We start from the raw sequence: 17,210 nt of genomic DNA on the forward strand, positions 1-17,210 counted from the left end.
ACAGGAGATAATGAATATGGAATCAAGTAATACAATAGTATGAATTGATGTATTTACAGCTAAACCAGGAAAACTAGATGAATTGGTTGCTATCCAAGCTGAAGAGCTACTCAATTTTTAGAAGGGATCTCAAGGTGTTCCTGGTTGGATTAGTAGCCGTTGGCATCGTTCTGTTAATAATAATAAGGCAATTATGGAAACTACCTTTGAGAGTATTGATTTATAAATATCGGCTAGAAAAAAGTGAATTTTGAGAACATTTTATCAAAATACAACATCTCATTAAAGATACAGAAGGTGGGTACTATACGTTAGTGGAAGACATTGAAAATTTGTAAACTTTAATTTTCTTTTTGGTGCCAAAAAATGCCGTAAAACATCTAATGCTTCTAAAAAAACACTGGCTGGTAGCAACAGGAACCCTATTATAGAATAATTAATAGATGGAAATGTAAAACGGCTCCTTTAGTGGCATTTTGAAAAATAATGAAAGGGTGAAGAGATTATGATAAGTGAATTAATGGATATGCTAGAATCGCGTAAAGTTGAAATGATTGAAATTCGTAGGCACCTACACGAAAATCCTGAGCTATCTTTTAAAGAAGAAAAGACAGCTCAATATATAATAGATTTTTATAAAGAAAAGGACGCAGAAGTTCAATCTAATGTAGGTAATGGACACGGAATTATCGTGACCATTAAAGGTGGAAAGCCTGGAAAAAACATCGGTCTTCGAGCTGATTTTGATGCACTTCCAATCGTTGAAGAAACGGATATACCCTTTAAATCAAAAAATGAAGGCGTTATGCATGCGTGTGGTCATGATGGCCATACAGCCTACTTGTTAGTCTTAGCTGATTGCCTCATTCAATTAAAAGATGAAATTCCCGGTACAATCAAAATTATTCATCAACATGCGGAAGAAGTTCCGCCAGGCGGGGCAAAGAGTATTGTAGAATCCGGGGTACTTGACGATTTAGATAATATATTTGGCATCCATCTGCTGCCAATGGACGAAGCAGGAGTGGTTGGTTATCATGCTGGATATTCCTTTAACGGCAGGGCTTATTTGAAATTAAAAGTTCAAGGTAGAGGTGGACATGGTTCTTCACCACATCTAGCAAATGATGCCATTGTAGCTGGTGCTCATTTTGTTACAGCTGCTCAAACGATTATTAGCCGTCGATTAAGTCCTTTTGATATTGGTGTGATAACAATTGGTTCTTTTGATGGAAAAGGAACATTTAATATAATTAAAGACAGCGTAGAGCTTGAAGGCGATATTCGTTATATGACTGTTGAAACAAAAGAAAAAATTGAAATAGAAGTTAAACGTCTTGTCAAAGGACTTGAAGAGGAATTTGGTGTAACATGTGAACTAACATATACGAATGACTATCCACCTTTATATAATGATCCTGAATTAACAGGAAAGGTTGCTGAGTCACTTAAGAATGCAAATGATAAAGATATTAAAGAGGTAAAGGAATTTCCAGCAATGCCCCCATCTGAAGACTTTGCTTATTATGCTGAAAAAATTCCTTCCTGCTTCTTTTACATTGCTTGTACACCTAAAGGAGTAGACAAACCTTATTTTAATCATAATCCTAAATTTGATATCGATGAAGATGCCCTTCTCGTGGCAGCAAAGGCAGTAGGATATGTTGTTTGTGGTTATTATGAGTTAGATTAGGAAAAAGAATAGAATATTTGTAAGGTGTGGTACAGATGTTGACATGCTTTGCTGTATTAGATAATTCTATTGATAAAAAGCAAAACGATTACCGAGATAGGCTAATAAAGATTGGTTGTAGCTGATAGACGGAGCTCCGTGTGGAGGGAAACTTTCATGCACGGTGCGAGGTAGGAGCTGATTGATTCTTAAATAAAAAATTTAACCAACATATTCCTATGGAAAAGGCAACGATAACAACGAATTTTCACCTATCTTTAAATAGGAAATACAAATAAATCAATCCTTTTTATAAAATAATGATTCGATTGAATTTCTAAAAGAGCGTGTTTTGATCAATCTAAACACGCTCTTATAATATGTTATTTTATCAAGGTAAGGTATAAAATTGATCATACTTTATAAACATGTTTTAAAAGATGCTGCTAACCAAATTAAAGTCCCAGTTTGACGCTGGTAAAATGAAATAGAATAATTATTTACCTTGTGGCTTTTTTAATCGAAAAGACAACAAGATGTGGTTCAATTCCAAAGTTATAGTTTCAGGACATAACTACTTTGTCTTTTCTGTTAATATGGACAAAACTATAAACCTTACTACGTAGGAGTATTCATCAACTTCCACTCATCCGAAATTCCACAATAAAAGGGTTCGTAAATCCACCTTTTTTATATTTAGTTCGAATACATATTGTTTTAACAAAGAAAGTGAAAAATGAATACGAGATGACAAATTTAAACCTTATTGATCTAAATTATGTTATTCTATTTCTGTTTACAACAGTCCGACTGAAAAACTGTAAAGGGGGGTATGAGGTAAAATGGATAAGGAAAAGAAAATCAAGCTAAAGAGACCAAAGAAGTCGTGGGTATGGGTTCTAGCAATTATCATCATTGCTAATATAGCAGGTGGTGGGGACAAGGAGGAAGTTGCTAAAGAAAAGAAAGCTTCTGAAACAACTGCTGAACTTAGGGAGGAAGCTCCAAAGCAATCTATCCTGCTGCAAGCATTCTCGCGAGTCTCGAATTTTCTCTTTTTCCATACATCAATTATTTTGAAACTATAGACATTATGTCCTTTCCCATCTTTAAAATTTAGCCGTATTGTCAATCGGAAAAATGTAAAAATGTTTCGCTTATACATAAGCTTGTTTGGATTCCTTGCGACATAGAAAAGCAGCTAAATCTTCTAAATTATACACTGTTCATAAAGATCAAAATTGTCTATATTCAAATTTCAGAAAATAAAGTTTTTTCAGATAATCATTGAAATATCCATTAAAACCCGATAATATACAACTATAAAAACAACTTTATATCAGCGGATGATGATTGTTGGAGAGACTAAACATTGTTTAGCACCGAAGGAGCAAACCCTAAAAAAGCAGGGGACTAATCTCTCAGGTAAAAGGACTACAATTGGACGCGTCTCTGAAGAGAGCCATAGGCCACCGAAGGAGCTAAACTCTCAGGTAAAAGGACAGAGGAAGTTAGGAAAATCCCTATCTTTCCTCTGTCTTTTTTGTACTAGGAAAGATAAAAAGAGAGGAGTGTGCATGGTGATCTGTAGATAAATGAGTCTATCTTTTGATTTGTTCAATTAACACTATATTTTCAAATAGGTTGGTAGATTTCAAAAGAACCTATATCTAGTACCAACTAAAGAAAACGCTTACATCTATAGTGCAATATTCCAGTACGCTAATATTTCACAGTCGAAGGACCGACCCTTTATAAGGGGGAATTTCCAGCTAGCCTATAAAAGTAGAAAGTGGGAAATCATATGCAGGAACAAAAGTTGGATAGAGGGCTAAAAAACAGGCACGTACAACTCATCGCTATTGGTGGGGCAATCGGAACTGGTTTATTTCTTGGAGCAGGAAAATCTATTCATTTAGCCGGACCATCAATTTTAATTGCTTACATGATTACAGGCGTCATTTGTTTTTTAATCATGCGCGCACTTGGAGAACTACTCTTATCTAATTTGCACTATCATTCCTTTGTTGACTTTGTAAGGGACTATTTGGGTAATATGGCAGCATTTATAACCGGATGGACCTACTGGTTTTGCTGGATTTCAATCGCAATGGCCGACTTAACAGCAGTTGGTCTTTATACTCAGTATTGGTTTCCCTCTGTACCACAGTGGATGCCAGGGTTAATTGCACTTGTCATTCTGCTATTTATGAATCTTGCAACCGTAAAACTTTTTGGCGAAATGGAATTCTGGTTCGCATTAATTAAAGTCATAGCTATTCTAGCACTAATTGTTATCGGTATTTTCATGATTATTAAAGGCTTTTCCACTGATTCAGGCGCAGCAAGCTTCACGAATCTATGGAGTCATGAAGGTATGTTCCCAAATGGAATAAATGGTTTTATCCTCTCATTCCAGATGGTAGTGTTTGCGTTTGTTGGCATTGAACTTGTAGGACTAACAGCAGGTGAAACAAAAGATCCAGAAAAAGTTATCCCCAAAGCGATCAATAATATTCCTATTCGGATTATAATTTTCTACATTGGCGCACTTATTGTCATTATGAGTGTTTATCCGTGGAACGCAATCATCCCAACGGAAAGCCCATTTGTCCAAGTATTTGTGGCTGTAGGTATCGCTGGAGCTGCTGGTATCGTCAATTTTGTCGTCCTTACATCGGCTGCTTCTGCATGTAACAGCGCAATCTTCAGTACAAGCCGGATGGTATTCTCACTTGCCAAAGATAAAAATGCACCTTTGCCGTTTGCAAAACTTAATGACCGTAAAGTGCCTTCCAATGCATTGCTCTTTTCAACTGTTGTCATTTTAATTTCCGTTGTTTTGAACTATTTAATGCCTGAAGGAGTATTTACCTTAATTACAAGTATTTCTACAGTATGTTTCATTTATATTTGGGGAATTACAGTCATCAGTCATATGAAATATCGTAAAACAAGACCAGATCTAGTGAAAAAGAACAAATTTAAATTACCACTTTATCCGTTTTCCAATTACTTGATCCTTGCTTTCCTAGCATTCGTCCTTGTTGTTCTTGCACTTGCGAACGATACTCGTGTAGCCTTATTCGTAACTCCTGTTTGGTTTATTATGCTGATTGCGATCTATAAGGTGCGCAAAACGAAGGTAGAACAGGCGAATCAGAGAGAGGTAGCGGGGAATTAAAAGGCAAGAAACCCTTTGATTCTATTAACGGTGTTTGTCCAGATTGCTGACGCTCCATATTTTCCAACTCGGTGAGTAAAAAAATCTGTCCGTTATAAAAAGCCTTAAGATATCTGGATGAACAAATTATAATTTGAAAAAATATTTTAGAATAGTTTTGTTAGCGCTTTCAAAAATACTTGACATAATTATTATCAACAACTATTCTAAATGTACCAAATTGAATAAGCGGATGACAGTTGTGGGAGAGTGCAAAGCGACAAGCCACCGAAGGAGCAAGTTCCAAAAAGACCCTTGGAACAAATCTCTCAGGTAGATGGAACCACAAATGGACGCACCTCTGGAGAGCGCGTATAAACATATACGCCACCAAAGGGGAAAGGCTCTATTAAAAAATGGAGCTAAACTCTCAGGTAAAAGGACAGAGAAGGGTAGAGAACGCTACGACCCTTTTCTGTCCTTTTTTGCGTGCAAAAAAGGTTGTAAAGCATACTGTTATTAACAGTTTTCATAGAAAAGTAGGCCTGTAGCGGGAAAGAAACTTTAGTGTCTAGTACCATATGTAAATCCAGAATTGAGTAAAAATTCAGTAATAACGTTTAGGAGGAAAATAAAATGAGTTTACAACAAAATGATTCAACCATTTTTGAAGCGATTGAGAAGGAAGGGAAACGTCAACATCAAACACTGGAATTGATTGCATCAGAAAACTTTGTTAGCCCTGATGTATTAGAAGCCATGGGAAGCGTGATGACAAATAAATATGCAGAAGGTTATCCAGGAAAGCGCTATTATGGTGGATGTGAATTTGTCGATGTGGCAGAACAAGCAGCTATTGAGCGCTTAACAAATCTTTTTGGTGCCAAATATGCAAATGTTCAGCCTCACTCAGGTGCACAAGCCAATTTCGCAGTTTTTTTCGCACTGCTTCAGCCTGGTGATAAGGTGATGGGAATGAACCTTTCACATGGTGGCCACTTAACCCATGGAAGTCCAGTCAGCGTTTCAGGAAAATGGTTTGAAGTTGTGTCTTATGGAGTTAGAAAAGATACTCAGTTAATTGATTATGATGAGTTGGAAGCTATCGCAAAGAAAGAACAACCTAAATTGATTATTGCAGGGACAAGTGCCTATCCAAGAACGATTAATTTTGCACGATTTAGAGAAATAGCCGATCAAGTTGGTGCAAAACTTATGGTGGATATGGCTCATATAGCCGGACTGGTGGCTACCGGTCTTCACCCATCCCCAATCCCATATGCAGATGTTGTGACAAGTACAACTCATAAAACATTAAGAGGACCGCGGGGGGGCATCATTTTAACGAATGATGAGGTAATTATTAAAGCGATTAATAAATCCGTATTCCCAGGAACTCAAGGCGGTCCACTAATGCATATCATTGCAGCAAAAGCAGTTGCTTTCAACGAGGCTTTACAACCAAGCTTTAAGGATTATGCGCAACAAATCATTGAAAATGCTGCAGCACTTGGAGAAACATTAAAAAATGAAGGTGCAGCCCTTGTTTCTGGTGGAACAGATAATCATATTGTCCTTTTAGATTTGCGTCCGTGGAATTTAACAGGAAAAGAAGCGGAGAAATTATTAGAAGACGCGGGCATTACTGTTAACAAAAATACGATTCCCTATGATCCAGAAAAGCCCTTTGTTACGAGCGGTATCCGAATGGGGACAGCAGCTTTAACAACTCGAGGCATGAAAAGGGAAGAAATGGTGAAAATTGGTGAAGTGATTGCAACCGTTCTAAAGAGTAACGGTAATAAAGACGTTCTTCAGAAAGCAAGAGAAACAACCAAAGAGATTTGTGATGTTTATCCGTTATTTCAACAGCCAACTACTGTGTAAAGAAAGGGGCAGCTTAATGGAATTATGTCTTTGCTTAAACCTAAGCAACGGCCATGGCAGCTGGGACAATCGTTGAGTTGCGGAACTCCAAAGAAAGCCGTGAAGCGAAAGTCATTGCATTGCATTGAATTTCACGATTGATTTGTGATTCAGTTGCAGTACATGTTGAAGTTCCTTTCATCAATCGGAATGTGATTGGAACCTCCTTTACATCTTCAGTAGCCGACATGTCCCTTACAGGGATTGAGAGCCGCATTGTAATGAGATTATTCAAGCTTTGTATAAAAGATTTGCCAAGGACCCTTCGAGATAAGTCTTATGGAATCCTGGCAATGAAAGAAACTGGTAACAAGTGAAAGAACATCTATTTTGCAGAAAATCATAATTGGGGGTAGAACATGGGTATTGAAACAGCATTAAAGCAAACACCGCTTTTTGAAGTATATAAAAAATACGGAGCAAAAGTTATAAATTTTGGTGGCTGGGCTCTGCCGGTTCAATTTACCAGCATTTTAGAAGAGCATGAAGCTGTTCGAACTGAAGCAGGACTTTTTGATGTTTCTCATATGGGAGAAGTACTTGTGAAAGGGAAAGATGCCGAGAGTTATATTAACTACCTTGTTACAAACGATTTAACAAAGCTTGGCATCAATCAAGCACAGTATACCGCAATGTGTTATCCAGACGGTGGAACGGTCGATGATTTATTAGTTTATAAATTAGGGAATGAAAAATATTTACTTGTCATTAATGCTGCAAACATTGAGAAAGATTTCGAATGGATGAAGCAGCATGTAAGAGGAGAGATGGAGCTCCAAAATATTTCGGAAGACATCGCTCAGCTTGCCATCCAAGGACCAAAGGCAGAAAGCATTTTGCAAAAGTTAACGGAAATTGATTTATCAGAAATTGGTTCATTTAAATTCGCCCAACACGTCAACATCTCGGGGATTTCCGACGTACTTGTATCCCGTACAGGTTACACAGGAGAAAATGGATATGAGCTTTATTTATCTGCAGACAAAGCGGTAGCACTTTGGGAAAAGATCTTAGAAACAGGAGCCGCGAGTGGATTAAAACCATGCGGACTTGGTGCACGGGACACGCTTCGGCTGGAAGCACGTCTTGCACTCTATGGCCAAGAACTAAGTAACGATATTAGCCCGCTTGAAGCAGGAATCGGCTTTGTCGTAAAGACGAACAAAGAAAGTGACTTTATCGGAAAATCTGCTCTTACAGAACAAAAAGAAACTGGATTAAAACGAAAATTAGTAGGGATTGAAGTAACAGGTCGGGGGATTCCGCGTCATGGTTATAAGGTAATTTCTAAAGATGGAGAGGAAATAGGTATTGTTACCTCAGGAACACAATCACCATCTTTGAAGAAAAGCTTAGGTCTTGCCTTGGTATCAGCCGATCAAGCTGAAGTGGGGACGCCGATAAAAGTGGAAATCCGAAATAAACAGATTGAAGCCGTTATTGTTAATGCACCATTCTATAAAAGGTAAGCGGAAATATTTTAATAGAGTTATCGTGTAGTTTTCATGAGTCGATATCCGTTACCTTGCATGCAGCCTAATATCGACTACCTAAGAGTAAAATCACCTAAAATATATTCTGAATTATGGGAATAGTAAAAAAACAAAAAGAAAAGAAATGGGGAAAATACAATGACGAAATTATTATCAAGTTTTCGATATAGCAAAGAACATGAGTGGGTGCAACAATTAGAAGGAAACCGTGTTCGTATTGGAATCTCTGATTATGCACAAAAAGCGTTAGGTGATATCGTCTTTGTTGAAAATCCAGCGATTGATGATGAAGTAACTGTCAATGAATCGATGGGAACGATTGAGTCTGTTAAAGCAGTTTCCGAACTTTACTCACCTGTTTCAGGTACCGTAGTTACTGTAAACGAAGAGTTAGAAGGCGCTCCAGAGACGATTAATGAGCATCCATTTGAAGCAGGGTGGTTAGTCGAAGTAGAAATGTCCAATCCAGAAGAATTAGACTCCCTTCTAAACGAAGATGAGTATCAAGCATTTACTAATGAAGGAGAGGAATAATATGACAGCCACTTATAGATACCTTCCTGATACGAAACAAGACCAAGAAGAGATGCTCACATTTTTAAATATTTCTTCTATAGATGAGTTATTTGAAGATATTCCAGCTGAAATCAGCCTGCAGGGGGAGCTAAACATCCCAAAGGCGGTTCCTGAACCGCTGCTTGTGAAAAAAATGAACCAGCTTGCTACAAAAAACAAAAATGCGAATCATTACCCGACTTTCCTAGGCGCAGGGACATATGATCATTACATTCCAAGTGTGGTAAACCATATGATTTCACGATCCGAATTTTACACAGCCTATACACCTTACCAACCGGAAATCAGTCAAGGTGAATTACAAGCAATTTTTGAATTTCAAACGATGGTCTGTGAGTTGACAGGAATGGATGTGGCTAACTCTTCCATGTACGATGGTTTTACATCGCTAGCAGAAGCTGCATCACTTGCTGTTGTGGCTACGAGACGTTCGAAAGTTCTTGTTTCCAAAGCCGTACATCCTGAATCCCGTGCTATTTTACATACAGTAGCAGGTGGTCCGGGATACACAGCTGAGGAAGTAGACCTAGCTGATGAGATTACAGATTTAGGGAATCTGCAAGAACGAATAGATAAGGACACTGCTGCCGTAATTGTTCAATATCCAAATTTCTTCGGTTCCATTGAGGATATAAAAGCAATTAAGAAAATTGCGGAAGAAAAAGGTGCCCTTTTAATCGTAAGCGCCAATCCTCTTGCACTAGCACTCTTGCAGGCTCCTGGGAAACTTGGGGCAGATATTGTGATTGGTGATATGCAGCCATTAGGAATCCCGATGTCCTTTGGCGGTCCACACTGCGGCTATTTTGCGGTAAATAAAAAACTCATGCGCAAAATCCCAGGACGAATTGTAGGCCAAACAGCAGATGAAAAAGGACAGCGTGGATTTGTGTTAACACTTCAAGCACGTGAACAGCATATTCGCCGTGATAAAGCCTCATCGAATATTTGTTCCAACCAGGCATTAAATGCACTTGCCTCTTCTATTTGTATGACATCCCTTGGTAAGCAAGGGATTCGTCAAATGGCACAGCTAAACATTGAGAAAGCTGATTATATGGCGAAAACTCTAGAACAGAAGGGCTATACCATAATCAATGAGGCACCATTCTTCAATGAGTTTGTTGTCGGACTTCCTCGTTCGGTAAAGGAAGTCAATGCAAAACTTCTTAAGGCGGGTATTATCGGTGGATTTGATTTAGAAAGTGATTACGGTTTTGAAAACAAAATGCTGCTAGCTGTGACTGAGCAGAGAACAAAAGAAGAAATTGACCAATTTGTTGATGCTTTGGAGGCGATTGTAAATGGTTGAATATAATGAGTTGATTTTTGAAATTAGTCGTCCAGGACGGGTAGGTTCAAGTATTCCGGATAGTGACGTTGACTATGTTGATATAAATGAAAAATTTCCAAAGCATTTAATTCGTGACGAACCTGCGGAGCTGCCAGAAGTATCAGAGTTGCAGCTTGTCCGCCATTACACAGCGCTCTCTAATAAAAACCATGGAATCGATAATGGATTCTATCCACTGGGTTCTTGTACGATGAAGTACAATCCGAAAATAAATGAAGATGTGGCACGGTTGGAAGGCTTTAGCCGCATTCATCCCTATCAGCCCGTTGAAACAGTACAAGGTGCATTAGAAGTTTTATATGAATTACAGGAAGAGCTAGCCGTCATTACAGGAATGGATGCTGTAACATTACAGCCATCCGCAGGGGCTCAAGGGGAATGGACAGGTTTAATGATGGTTAAGGCGTATCATGCTGAAAAAGGTGGAACCAGAACGAAAGTACTTGTTCCAGACTCAGCGCACGGTACAAATCCTGCAAGTGCAAGTGTTGCTGGTTTTCAAACGATCACGATTCCATCCGATAAAAATGGATTAGTTGACCTAGAAGAATTAAAGAAACATGTGGGATCTGATACAGCTGCGCTAATGTTGACGAATCCGAATACCCTTGGACTTTTTGAAAAAGAAATTGTGGAAATCGCTCAGGTTGTTCATAAAGCAGGGGGGCTATTATATTATGACGGAGCGAATGCCAATGCCATTTTAGGAAAAACAACACCAGGTCAAATGGGCTTTGACATCGTGCACTTAAATCTTCACAAAACATTTACGACTCCTCATGGAGGTGGCGGTCCAGGGGCAGGTCCTGTCGGTGTGAAAGAGAAACTTACTCCATACTTGCCAGTTCCGCGCATAGAAAAAGAAGGTGATAAATATGTGCTGAACGCTAATTATTCGTACTCAATCGGAAGGGTAAAAGGGTATTATGGAAACTTCGGAATTCTCCTGCGCGCGTATACTTATATTCGCACGATGGGACCAGAAGGGCTTCGCCAAGTATCAGAAAGTGCTGTGCTTCATGCTAATTACCTTCGTAAAAGATTGGAGCCATACTTTGAAGCGCCATATTTACAAATTTGCAAGCATGAATTCGTCCTATCCGGATCCAGACAGAAAAAGCTGGGTGTAAGAACACTTGATATAGCAAAACGCCTGCTAGATTTCGGCTACCATCCGCCGACCATCTATTTCCCGTTAAATGTTGAGGAATGTTTGATGATTGAACCGACAGAAACAGAGTCGAAAGAAACACTCGATGCATTTGCGGAGGTAATGATTACAATTGCCAAAGAAGTGGAAGAAAACCCAGGGGTTGTTTTAGAAGCACCACATACTACAGTGATTGGGCGATTGGATGAGGTCCAAGCAGCTAGACAACCTATCTTGCGTTATTCCAAAGAAGAAGTAGTAGTAGAGGAAACAACGGTAACGTCATAAAAGAACGTTTGAATGAACATGAACCACCAAGGATGAATATAAAGACAAGAATCTCAATATTTCATTCAAGGTGGTTTCATTTAAGCGTGTATATAAAGGATGAAAAAAGTGCCAAGTGGTGCAAGGAGAAAATAGTCTTGAGAACTAAAAAGTCAGAGCAACGGAGAAACTCTATCGGTCTTTTTTTTAGGCCTATGGAACAACCTCTTTAAAGCTAAAATTACATCTGCTCATAGGAGTGAGAAATAAAATGTCCATCACTGATCTTCGTAAACCAGAATGGCTTAAAATTAAATTAAATACGAATGAACAATATACAGGCTTAAAGAAAATGATGCGTGAAAAAAAACTTCATACTGTTTGTGAAGAAGCAAGATGTCCTAATATTCATGAATGCTGGGCGGTACGAAAAACGGCAACTTTCATGATTTTAGGAAGTGTTTGTACCCGAGCTTGCAGGTTCTGTGCAGTTCAAACAGGGCTACCATCAGAACTTGATTGGGAAGAGCCCGAACGTGTCGCAGAATCAGTAAAGCAAATGAACCTAAAACATGTGGTGATTACCGCTGTTGCTCGTGATGATTTAAAAGACGGCGGAGCAAAGGTATTTGCAGAAACTGTAAAGGCAGTGAGGCGGCAAAATCCATTTTGCAGCATTGAAGTTCTCCCCTCAGATCTGAATGGGGAATATGACAGCTTAAAAACATTAATGGATACAAGGCCAGACATTTTGAATCACAACATTGAAACAGTAAAACGCTTATCCCAAAAAGTTCGTGCACGTGCAACATACGAACGTTCATTAGAGTTTTTAAGGCGGGCAAAGCAAATGAATTCCACTATCCCTACAAAATCAAGCATTATGATTGGTCTAGGAGAAACAAAAGAAGAAATTATGGAAACAATGGATGATCTTCGTGCTAACGATGTAGACATCATGACTATTGGTCAATATTTGCAGCCTACTAAACGACATTTGAAGGTCGTAAAATATTGGAGTCCAGAAGAGTTTGAAGAACTGAAAAACATTGCCATGTCAAAAGGGTTTAGTCATTGCGAAGCCGGTCCGCTTGTTCGCTCCTCCTATCATGCTGATGAACAAGTTCGTGCAACTAAGGTTAATGCATAATCATTTTTTCAATAAACCATTAAGAAAGGGGAGAATCAGATGATAGTCAAAATAAAGATAACAGAGGCAGCTATGAATAAACTAAAGGAAATGACATGTAAGGGTGCGCAAGTTCCTCGCATTGACGCTGATATTGCCGGCGGCTGCGGGGTGTCGGTGAAGTTCTCCCTCTTATTGGACGAGCCCCGCAGAAACGATGTAATTATTGAATATGAGGGAATGCAGCTTAGATTAGATCATTTTACAAAACGCTATTTAGATGAAGAAACACAAATTGATTATATAGAAGATAGTGGCTTTATTGTTGGGGAAAGCTTTGCATCCAATGCATGTGCCATTGAAATAAATTAAAGTATCGTGATCGTTTACCTATTAATAGAATAGATCGTGTTTAATAAGTTAGTTGTTTTCTTAGACTATCCATATATCTCTATGGTTATGAAAACAAAAGGGGGAAGTATTAGGTGAATCAAAAATATGACGTTGTTATCATCGGTGGCGGCACCGGTGGATATGTTGCGGCCATTCGTGCGTCTCAATTAGGATTAAAAACGGCGGTGGTTGAAAAAGGTAAACTTGGTGGAACATGCCTTCATGCAGGTTGTATTCCTAGTAAAGCATTATTAAGAAGTGCAGAGGTATATTCGAATGCAAAAAATGCAGAAAAATTTGGTGTTATTGCACCGGAAGTTGGACTGGACTTCTCAAAAGTACAGGCTAGGAAAGAAGAAATTACTGAACGCTTATTTAAAGGTGTACAACATTTAATGAAAAAAGGGAAAATAGATGTGTTCGAAGGGAAAGGGAGTATTTTACAGTCGAGAGATGTTTTAGTGAGATTGAATAATGATGAACGGGAAACAATATTAAGCTCTCGAAATATTTTAATAGCTACAGGATCTCGTCCAAGGACATTACCCGGCCTAGAAGCAGATGGCGAATATGTTATGACATCGGATGAAGCGCTACAAATGAAAGAGCTCCCAAATTCCATCATTATTGTCGGCGGCGGTGTTATTGGAATAGAATGGGCTTCCATGCTTATTGACTTTGGATTAGAAGTGACTGTGATCGAGTATGCCGAGCGCATTTTACCGACGGAAGATAAAGATATTTCAAAGGAAGTACAGCGACTAATGAAGAAAAAAGGTGTAAAAATCGTAACAGGGGCAAAGGTACTTCCAGAATCGTTAGAAAAAGGTGACGGTGTCTCTATAAAGGCGGAATATAAAGGGAAAGACATGACATTTTCAGCAGAAAAATTATTAGTATCTGTCGGAAGATTAGCAAACATAGAAGGCATTCACCTTGAAAATACCAAAGTTGAAGTCGAACGTGTGATTCAAACAAATGAGTATTATCAAACGAATGAGCCTAGCATTTATGCAATTGGAGATGTGATTGGAGGATTACAGCTTGCCCATGTTGCTTCACATGAAGGAATCATCGCCATTGAACATATGGCAGGAGAAAACCCTGTGCCACTTGATCAATCTCTTGTTTCCAAATGCATATATAGTAACCCGGAGGTAGCTAGTGTTGGGTTAACAGAAGAGGATGCGAAGGAGAAAGGGTATCAAGTAAAAACAGGGAAGTTCTCCTTCCGTGCGATTGGAAAGGCTCTTGTTTTTGGTGAATCAGACGGTTTTGTCAAACTCGTTGTTGAAGAAGAGTCTAGTAAGTTGTTAGGAGCGCATATGGTTGGGCCACATGTAACCGATATGATTTCGGAAGCTGGTCTTGCACGAGTATTAAATGCAACAGCTATGGATATTGCGCATACGATACACCCTCACCCTACATTAGCGGAAGCAATTGGGGAAGCTGCCCTAGCTGTATTTGGTAAGGAAATACACTCATAGATATAAAGGATAGTAAAAGAAGAGTTGATTACTACTTCCTTCATAGAGGAAGGCGAACCATTTGATAGGTGGGAGAAGCAGGTATCAAGTAGTATCACTATAAAAACTGGTGATGTGAAATCATGGGAGGAAAGCGTCAGTCAGTAAAAAAATTTTAAGGTCCATCGCCCTCCCTCACCGTAGTTCAAGATTGCTAGAAATGAAATTGTTGTAACGGTATTGTTCGGACACCTATAGCGGTTGAGTTAGACATCATTCTGAATTCGAAAGTTTTACATATTTTTATTACAAATCTAAAGGATGGTGAGAGTCCATTGTATCAAGTAGTGAATGTTAATCGTGCTAAATTATTAATATCTTGTCCAGAGAAACCAGGTATTATCTCGGCCGTATCTAACCTTTTATTAGAAAACAGAGCAAATGTTGTTCATTTTGACCAACATACGACGGATCCACAAGCTGGTATGTTTTTTATGAGAATCGAATTTGATTTAAACGACTTTGATGCTTCCTATGCAAAACTTGAAGAGGACTTACATCTGCTGGCCCAGGCTTATGCGATGGAATGGAGCTTAAGCGGCAATAATAAAAGAAAACGAATGGCCATCTTTGTATCCAAAATGGATCACTGTCTTATGGAGCTTATATGGCGTTGGAAATCGAATGAACTTCCAGTGGAAATTCCGATGGTGATCAGTAATCATCCTGATTTAAAAAAAATAGTAGAAAGTTATGGCATACCTTATTATCATATTCCATTAGCTCATGAAACGAAGCAACAAGCAGAACAGAAAGCAATAGATCTATTGAAAGGGAAAGTAGATTTTATTGCCTTGGCTAGATATATGCAAATTCTTTCCCCTACCTTTGTATCGGAGTTCCCAAATCAAATTATTAACATTCATCATTCTTTCTTACCGGCGTTTGTCGGTGCAAATCCTTATGCGAGGGCCTATAACCGTGGTGTAAAGTTAATTGGGGCAACTGCTCATTATGTTACGAATGATCTTGATGAAGGACCCATTATTCAGCAAGATGTAAAGCGGGTTAATCATAGACATACAATCGAAGAATTAAAGGTTACCGGAAGTCATGTGGAAAGACAGGTTCTTGCCCAAGCTGTTTCTTGGCATATTGAAGATAGAGTTATTATTCATGGTAATAAAACAATCGTGTTTGAGTGAATTACAATATTATGATGCTTCAAAGATAGGAGATAAACTTTACACTATTTTTAGAGATTTTTCTCTACTAATTCTATTAGAGCAGACAAAATCCTCGACCTTGTGAATATTTTGTCATATCTCAAACGGGACATCATTACTATTTATAACTATTCCTATATTAATGCCACATTTCAATCTCTATTATAATTGAATATTTCCATAAAAGGTTTGCCTTCGTTTGCCTAAACGAATAACAGCTTGATTCATTTTGTGCATTTGTTGATTGAGGCGATTCACTGCTAATTCCGGAGGATTATAAATATACACAAGCATTGTAAGTTCGAAATGTACTTTACCTTTTTCGCATGTTCGATAACTGAAATTATTATTAGTTGAATAAACTCTTTTTTAAGCATTGACGCACTCAACGGCCGTTCTCGTCTTGTAAAGCTTTTTCCCTGCTTCTGACCCATAATGTAACTGGGAGGGCCACACCAATCGCAAGGTTTGGAGTTTTGTACGATTTCAATGATCCAGTAAACGTGACTTATCACAGCTGAGTTATGTGCAAGTTGTGGGAGATTCGGTAGGTTTCCTTGGCTTAATCGCGTTCAAAATTAAAAGATTAGGCCCTTTCACAAATAAGGGCGAAAGAAGAACAAAAAGCGGCATAATGAAGACGGTTAAACAAATCTTTCCCAGAAAAGGGGCATATCACGATGAAATTCAGATCTGCATTCGATATAATCGGTCCCGTCATGATTGGACCTTCAAGCTCACATACAGCAGGAGCTGCCAGAATTGGCAGAGTAGCACGGACATTATTCGGAAAGCAACCGAAGAAAGCCATCATTTCTTTATATGGCTCTTTTGCAAAAACATACAGGGGACACGGTACGGATGTCGCTGTCGTAGGCGGAATATTGGATTTCGATACGGATGATGAACGAATCCCTGCCTCTTTAACGATTGCGGAAGAAGCCGGCATGGACGTTTCCTTTACAATCGAGGATACTGTGATGGATCATCCTAATACAGTCAAGATCAGACTGTTCGACGAAGATAAAGAATTGGAACTTGTTGGGATCTCGATTGGCGGCGGAACGATAGAAATTACGGAATTGAATACGTTCAAGCTTAAATTGTCGGGTGAAAACCCAGCCATTTTAGTCGTGCATAACGATGTGTTTGGAATCATATCTTCCGTTTCGACAGTATTGGCGAATCATGAAATTAACATTGGACATATGGAAGTTTCCCGAAAAGAAAAAGGTCAAATGGCCCTCATGGTGATTGAAGTCGATCAGAAAATCAAGAGCGATATCATGAAGGAAATTGAAGGATTGGAAAACGTGTCGCAAGTCATAAGGATGGTTGAATGATAAGTACTGGCATAGATAGGGAGGTAAGAACATGTTCCGAAATGTAGCA

The 17,210-nt window shown here is 38.7% G+C and carries 14 protein-coding genes and 3 riboswitches; of the genes, 13 read left to right on the top strand and 1 reads right to left on the bottom strand.

Annotated elements, in window-relative coordinates; all coding sequences use genetic code 11:
• Positions 1–505: 505 nt before the first annotated feature.
• The 4 genes from J7J00_RS21555 to glyA all read left to right on the top strand — a co-directional run bounded on the left by J7J00_RS21555 (position 506) and on the right by glyA (position 6,722).
• Positions 506–1,693, top strand: a complete 1,188-nt coding sequence (locus tag J7J00_RS21555) for an amidohydrolase (RefSeq protein ID WP_214794459.1) — start codon at positions 506–508, stop codon at positions 1,691–1,693.
• Positions 1,694–2,514: 821 nt separating this feature from the next.
• A complete protein-coding gene (locus tag J7J00_RS21560) occupies positions 2,515–2,760 on the top strand; it encodes a hypothetical protein (protein WP_214794461.1) in 246 nt (81 codons plus the stop codon).
• Between the two features lie 258 nt (positions 2,761–3,018).
• A riboswitch (glycine riboswitch) is annotated at positions 3,019–3,119 on the top strand.
• Between the two features lie 3 nt (positions 3,120–3,122).
• A riboswitch (glycine riboswitch) is annotated at positions 3,123–3,179 on the top strand.
• A 297-nt stretch (positions 3,180–3,476) separates the two neighbouring features.
• Positions 3,477–4,856 (top strand): amino acid permease, encoded by a 1,380-nt coding sequence (locus tag J7J00_RS21565; RefSeq protein ID WP_214794462.1) that lies wholly within the window; start codon positions 3,477–3,479, stop codon positions 4,854–4,856.
• 330 nt (positions 4,857–5,186) lie between these two features.
• A riboswitch (glycine riboswitch) is annotated at positions 5,187–5,291 on the top strand.
• Between the two features lie 180 nt (positions 5,292–5,471).
• Positions 5,472–6,722, top strand: coding sequence for a serine hydroxymethyltransferase (gene glyA / locus J7J00_RS21570; protein WP_214794464.1), 1,251 nt, complete (start codon positions 5,472–5,474; stop codon positions 6,720–6,722).
• A 40-nt stretch (positions 6,723–6,762) separates the two neighbouring features.
• On the opposite strand, the gene J7J00_RS21575 is transcribed toward glyA, so the two are convergent.
• A complete protein-coding gene (locus J7J00_RS21575; RefSeq protein ID WP_214794466.1) occupies positions 6,763–6,996 on the bottom strand; it encodes a hypothetical protein in 234 nt (77 codons plus the stop codon).
• Between the two features lie 124 nt (positions 6,997–7,120).
• Here J7J00_RS21575 and gcvT point away from each other — a divergent pair, with 124 nt between their 5' ends.
• The 9 genes from gcvT to sdaAB all read left to right on the top strand — a co-directional run bounded on the left by gcvT (position 7,121) and on the right by sdaAB (position 17,161).
• Complete coding sequence (gcvT, locus tag J7J00_RS21580; protein ID WP_214794468.1) at positions 7,121–8,230, top strand: glycine cleavage system aminomethyltransferase GcvT; 1,110 nt, start codon at positions 7,121–7,123, stop codon at positions 8,228–8,230.
• Between the two features lie 162 nt (positions 8,231–8,392).
• On the top strand, positions 8,393–8,788 hold the full coding sequence (gene gcvH, locus J7J00_RS21585; protein ID WP_098372267.1) for a glycine cleavage system protein GcvH: 396 nt from the start codon (positions 8,393–8,395) through the stop codon (positions 8,786–8,788).
• A 1-nt stretch (position 8,789) separates the two neighbouring features.
• Positions 8,790–10,142, top strand: a complete 1,353-nt coding sequence (gcvPA, locus tag J7J00_RS21590; protein WP_214794470.1) for an aminomethyl-transferring glycine dehydrogenase subunit GcvPA — start codon at positions 8,790–8,792, stop codon at positions 10,140–10,142.
• On the top strand, positions 10,135–11,622 hold the full coding sequence (gcvPB, locus tag J7J00_RS21595) for an aminomethyl-transferring glycine dehydrogenase subunit GcvPB (RefSeq protein ID WP_214794472.1): 1,488 nt from the start codon (positions 10,135–10,137) through the stop codon (positions 11,620–11,622). Before gcvPA ends, gcvPB begins: the two co-directional genes overlap by 8 nt.
• A 250-nt stretch (positions 11,623–11,872) precedes the next feature.
• The gene (gene lipA, locus J7J00_RS21600) at positions 11,873–12,751 is read left to right on the top strand and encodes a lipoyl synthase (protein ID WP_214794474.1); all 879 of its coding nucleotides are present in this window, start codon (positions 11,873–11,875) and stop codon (positions 12,749–12,751) included.
• 39 nt (positions 12,752–12,790) lie between these two features.
• A complete protein-coding gene (locus J7J00_RS21605) occupies positions 12,791–13,102 on the top strand; it encodes an iron-sulfur cluster biosynthesis family protein (protein ID WP_214794476.1) in 312 nt (103 codons plus the stop codon).
• Positions 13,103–13,215: 113 nt separating this feature from the next.
• Positions 13,216–14,613: a dihydrolipoyl dehydrogenase gene (gene lpdA / locus J7J00_RS21610; RefSeq protein ID WP_214794478.1), complete on the top strand. Its 1,398-nt coding sequence runs from the start codon at positions 13,216–13,218 to the stop codon at positions 14,611–14,613.
• Between the two features lie 326 nt (positions 14,614–14,939).
• Complete coding sequence (gene purU / locus J7J00_RS21615) at positions 14,940–15,797, top strand: formyltetrahydrofolate deformylase (protein ID WP_396020595.1); 858 nt, start codon at positions 14,940–14,942, stop codon at positions 15,795–15,797.
• 701 nt (positions 15,798–16,498) lie between these two features.
• Positions 16,499–17,161 carry an L-serine ammonia-lyase, iron-sulfur-dependent subunit beta gene (gene sdaAB, locus J7J00_RS21620; protein WP_214794482.1) on the top strand — a complete coding sequence of 221 codons (663 nt, stop codon included), beginning with the start codon at positions 16,499–16,501 and terminating at the stop codon, positions 17,159–17,161.
• Positions 17,162–17,210: the final 49 nt, after the last annotated feature.

Source organism: Bacillus sp. ISL-4, assembly GCF_018613275.1.
Classification (GTDB): Bacteria; Bacillota; Bacilli; order Bacillales; family DSM-1321; genus Peribacillus; species Peribacillus simplex_E.

Bases quoted from the DNA above. Each gene is read 5' to 3' on its own strand.
- J7J00_RS21555 (WP_214794459.1), top strand. From the start codon at position 506: ATGATAAGTGAATTAATGGATATGCTAGAATCGCGTAAAGTTGAAATG.
- J7J00_RS21560 (WP_214794461.1), top strand. From the start codon at position 2,515: ATGGATAAGGAAAAGAAAATCAAGCTAAAGAGACCAAAGAAGTCGTGG.
- J7J00_RS21565 (WP_214794462.1), top strand. From the start codon at position 3,477: ATGCAGGAACAAAAGTTGGATAGAGGGCTAAAAAACAGGCACGTACAA.
- glyA (WP_214794464.1), top strand. From the start codon at position 5,472: ATGAGTTTACAACAAAATGATTCAACCATTTTTGAAGCGATTGAGAAG.
- gcvT (WP_214794468.1), top strand. From the start codon at position 7,121: ATGGGTATTGAAACAGCATTAAAGCAAACACCGCTTTTTGAAGTATAT.
- gcvH (WP_098372267.1), top strand. From the start codon at position 8,393: ATGACGAAATTATTATCAAGTTTTCGATATAGCAAAGAACATGAGTGG.
- gcvPA (WP_214794470.1), top strand. From the start codon at position 8,790: ATGACAGCCACTTATAGATACCTTCCTGATACGAAACAAGACCAAGAA.
- gcvPB (WP_214794472.1), top strand. From the start codon at position 10,135: ATGGTTGAATATAATGAGTTGATTTTTGAAATTAGTCGTCCAGGACGG.
- lipA (WP_214794474.1), top strand. From the start codon at position 11,873: ATGTCCATCACTGATCTTCGTAAACCAGAATGGCTTAAAATTAAATTA.
- J7J00_RS21605 (WP_214794476.1), top strand. From the start codon at position 12,791: ATGATAGTCAAAATAAAGATAACAGAGGCAGCTATGAATAAACTAAAG.
- sdaAB (WP_214794482.1), top strand. From the start codon at position 16,499: ATGAAATTCAGATCTGCATTCGATATAATCGGTCCCGTCATGATTGGA.